The sequence below is a fragment of the Mesorhizobium sp. M7A.F.Ca.CA.002.09.1.1 genome, assembly GCF_003998555.1.
Lineage (GTDB): Bacteria > Pseudomonadota > Alphaproteobacteria > Rhizobiales > Rhizobiaceae > Mesorhizobium > Mesorhizobium ciceri.
The window spans coordinates 1-3,820 of the sequence record NZ_RZRR01000557.1; the positions used below are offsets into that span (position 1 = coordinate 1).

General features: G+C 64.7%; 5 protein-coding genes. 2 read left to right on the forward strand and 3 right to left on the reverse strand.

The annotated features are described in order from the left end of the window. Positions 1 to 820, reverse strand: an 820-nt coding sequence (locus EN994_RS21865) for a xanthine dehydrogenase family protein subunit M (RefSeq protein ID WP_164746065.1), incomplete at its 3' end; no start/stop codon positions are given. Then, positions 817 to 1,314 carry a (2Fe-2S)-binding protein gene (locus EN994_RS21870; protein ID WP_013530705.1) on the reverse strand — a complete coding sequence of 166 codons (498 nt, stop codon included), beginning with the start codon at positions 1,312 to 1,314 and terminating at the stop codon, positions 817 to 819. The genes EN994_RS21870 and EN994_RS21865, both read right to left, overlap by 4 nt. A gap of 287 nt (positions 1,315 to 1,601) precedes the next feature. Between EN994_RS21870 and EN994_RS21875 the strand changes: the two genes are divergently transcribed. Beyond that, the gene (locus EN994_RS21875) at positions 1,602 to 2,222 is read left to right on the forward strand and encodes a TetR/AcrR family transcriptional regulator (protein WP_024501664.1); all 621 of its coding nucleotides are present in this window, start codon (positions 1,602 to 1,604) and stop codon (positions 2,220 to 2,222) included. A 56-nt stretch (positions 2,223 to 2,278) separates the two neighbouring features. Then, positions 2,279 to 3,277 carry a bestrophin family ion channel gene (locus EN994_RS21880; protein ID WP_063168584.1) on the forward strand — a complete coding sequence of 333 codons (999 nt, stop codon included), beginning with the start codon at positions 2,279 to 2,281 and terminating at the stop codon, positions 3,275 to 3,277. Between the two features lie 62 nt (positions 3,278 to 3,339). Here the strand turns inward: EN994_RS21880 and EN994_RS21885 are convergent. Further along, a partial coding sequence (locus EN994_RS21885) for an NAD(P)-dependent alcohol dehydrogenase (RefSeq protein WP_164746066.1) occupies positions 3,340 to 3,820 on the reverse strand: 481 nt, incomplete at its 5' end.

Consider the following 3,820-nt stretch of genomic DNA (forward strand, 5'->3'; position numbering starts at 1 on the left):
CCCGCCACGGCTTAGCCGCGACGCCGCCCAGCGCCAGCCTTGCGGCGCGGATCTTGCCGCCGTCGACGACGAGCGCTGCCGCGGCCGATACGACGGCAAAGGCATAGGAGGTGCGTTCGCGGACTTTGAGGTAACGGGCATTGGCGGAGAAGGAGGCAGCCTCCGCCGGCAGGCGCACCGCCACGATCAGGTCGCCGGGCTCCAGCGCATTCTCCCGCTGCGGCGTTTCGCCGGGAAGCCGGTGAAATTCCTCCAGCGAAACATGGCGCCGGCCCTTCTTGCCTTCGATCTCGACCACGGCGTCGAGCGCCACCAGCGGCACGCAGAAATCCGACGGGTGGGTGGCGATGCAGGCGTCGCTCCAGCCGAGCACGGCGTGCAGGCGGTTTTCGCCTTCCAGCGCGTCGCAGCCGGTGCCTGGCTGGCGCCTGTTGCAGGCGCTGGCGGTGTCGTAGAAATAGCTGCAGCGCGTGCGCTGCAACAGATTGCCGCCGACGGTGGCGGCGTTGCGAAGCTGCGCCGAAGCGCCCGACAGCAGCGCCTCGGCCACCGCCGGATAGGATTTGGCGAACGCCGGATGGTAGGCAAGGTCGGCGTTACGCACCAGCGCACCGATGCGCAGGCCACCATCGTCCAGCCGTTCGATGCGGTTGAGTTCCGGCAGCCGGGAGATGTCGACGATACGCTCGGGACTGGTGATGCCGCCTTTCATCAGGTCGAGCAGATTGGTGCCGCCGGCGAGATAGGCCGAGCCCGGCTCGGCTGCCGCGGCGATGGCGTCGGGAATGGTGGCGGGCCTGATGTAATCGAAGTCTCTCATGCCGCGGTCCTCCGGTCGGCTTTGACAAGCTGTTGCTGGGCTTCCAGGACGGCCTCGACGATGCCGCCATAGGCCGCGCAGCGGCATATGTTGCCGCTCAGCCCCTCGCGGATGCGTTCGGGATCGTCGCCGGCCTGTCCCTCGGCGATCAGGCCGAGCGTGCTCATGATCTGGCCGGGTGTGCAGAACCCGCACTGGAAGCCGTCATGGGCGATGAAGGCGGCCTGCACCGGATGCAGTTCCTCGCCGTTGGCGACGCCTTCGATGGTCAAGACCTGGGCGCCGTCATGGCTGACCGCCAGCGCCAGGCATGAGTTGATGCGCTTGCCGTCGACCAGCACCGTGCAGGCGCCGCATTGGCCGCGGTCGCAGCCCTTCTTGGTGCCGGTGAGATCGAGCCGCTCGCGCAGCAGGTCGAGCAGGGTTACGCGTGGATCGACCTCCAGTTGGTGTCGGTGGCCATTGATGGTGAGGGTAATGGGAAGGCTGGTCATGGGCGTCTGGCTCCAGTTGCTTGACGCGGATGGGATTGAACTGGTGCCTTGCCGCAGAAGGGCAAGGTAACTGTTCGGTCAGGTCTTGACGGCGAAAGCGGAGATGGCGGATCTCCCGCGAGGCAGGCGGGCAGGGGAGATGTCGGCTTGCGTGTTCGAAAGACGTGACATACCGGTTCTCCTGATTATATGATAAAGGTGCTCCACTAAAACGGAGGCGCCTCCGTTTATTACGTGGTGGCTGACCCTGCCGGATTCAAGCCCCCTGACACGATGTGGAGAAAAAATTGGCCAGCGAGCCGTCCGCCATTGCTGAACAGAAGGCCGAGGCCGTAGACGCAAAGCCGCTGCGCGCCGATGCGCGGCGCAACCGCGACCGGCTGGTCGAGGTGGCGGTGTCAGTCTTTGCCGAGCGCGGCATCGATGGCTCGCTGGAGGAGATCGCGCGCCGCGCCGGCGTCGGCATCGGCACGCTCTACCGGCATTTCCCGACGCGCGAGCATCTGGTCGAGGTGGTCTATCGTCGTGAGGTGGAGGCGCTGTGCGCGGCCGCCGGCGAGCTTGCCCAAAAACATCCGTCCGATGTCGCGCTGGAACAGTGGATGCAGCGCTTCGTCGACTACATCGCCACCAAGCGCGGCCTGGCGACCAGCCTGCGCATTGTGCTCACCACCAATTCGACGCTGTTTTCCGACACGTTCGGCCGGGTGTCGCAAGCCTTGCGACGCCTGGTCGAGGCGGCGGTGGCCGACGGCACCATCCGCGGCGACGTCGACGCTTCCGACGTGCTGCACGCGCTGGGCGGCATCTATTCAGCGCCCGACACCCCCGAATGGCGCGACCGCTCGCGCCGGCTGGTCAAGCTGTTGATGGACGGGTTGCGGTTCGGGGCTGCAAAGGCACAATGAGGCGACCAGATTCCGGCCGTGCAAAACCAGACCTATCGATGAGTTGAGGGGATACGATGTATGTAGGCCGTTCCTACAAACTGATCGATTTCGCGCTGTGGTCGCGGCGCAGCGTCATCTACATGGTGGTGGTGAGCGGTCTGGCCGTGGCGGCCTACCGTCTTCCAGGCATCGCCGGGTTTTCGGTGCCATGGTCGGTGGTGCTGGTGCTTGGCACCACCGTGTCACTCGTCGCCGGGTTCAAGAATTCGCAGGTGTTCACCCGCAGCAGCGACGCGCTGCAGGCTTTTACGCAAATTACGGCCAGCAGCCGTTTGTGGTCCAATTTCTGCAGGGATTTCCTCGACGCGCCGACGGCCAGACAGCTCATCTATCGCCACATCGCCTGGATGACGGCATTGCGCTTTTCCCTGCGCCGGCCGATGCCATGGGAGTCCATGGCGCGGGCCGCCAATATCGAATACCGGCGGCGCTACCGTATCCATGAGGATGCGAGCTCGGTCGGCGACGAATTGCGTCCGCTGCTCGCCGAACAGGCCGAGGACGTCCTGAAATCGCCCCAGCCGGCGATAGCCCTGCTCGAACTGCAATCTGTCCAGGTCAATGCGCTGTTCAAGGACACAAAGCTCCCTCCTCAGATCTATGGCGAACTGACCAAGCTGATCCGCGACTTCCATGACCAGCAGGCGCGCTGCGATCGCATCAAGAACAATCCCTATCCCCGGCAATACGCCATCGTCAGTTCGATGTTCGTCATGATCTTCTGCACACTGTTGCCGTTCGGGGTCGTTCCCGTCTTTGCCGATATGGGCAAACTGGGTGGCGCGCTCGGGTCGATAGCGATCTGGCTGACGATCCCGTTCAGCACGCTGCTCGGCTGGGCCTACATGTCTCTCGACCAGGTCGGCGAAAGCAGCGCCAACCCGTTCGAGGGCAATGCCAACGACGTTCCGATCTCGCAGATCTGCCGCGACATCGAGATCGAGTTGCGTAGCGGGCTCGGCGAGAGCGACCTTCCCAAGCCCCTGCTGCCGGTCAACGACATCGCGACCTAGGCAGGATCACGACGAGGCGCGGCCCCGGCGGTCCCCTTCATCGTGCTGCTGGCGGAGAACGCTCAAACGTCAAGGCAGACCTTGCCGAAATGCTTTCGGGATTCGTAATGAGCGAAGGCGGTGGCGATGTCCTGCAGCGGAAAGTGGCGGTCTATGACGGGCTTCAGCCTGTTGGACTCTATCGCGCGGATCATATCCTCCTGGTCGGCCCGGCTGCCGATGGAAATGCCGCTGATGCGGATCTGGTTGGAAAACAGGGCTGGGATAGACACTTCCGCCGCAAAGCCGGTCAGGACGCCGACCAGCGCGATGTGACCGCCCGTGCGGCAGGCGATAATCGACTGCGCCAGCGTGGCGGGTCCGCCGACCTCGATCACGTGATCGACGCCGCGCCCGCCCGTCAGATCCTTGGCCTTGCGGCCCCAGTCCGGGACGGACTTGTAGTTGATGACGGCGTCGGCTCCGAGGCGCTTGAGCCTTTCCAGCTTCTGCTCGTCGGATGAGGTGGCGATGACCCGGGCGCCGGCGGCCTTGGCGAATTGC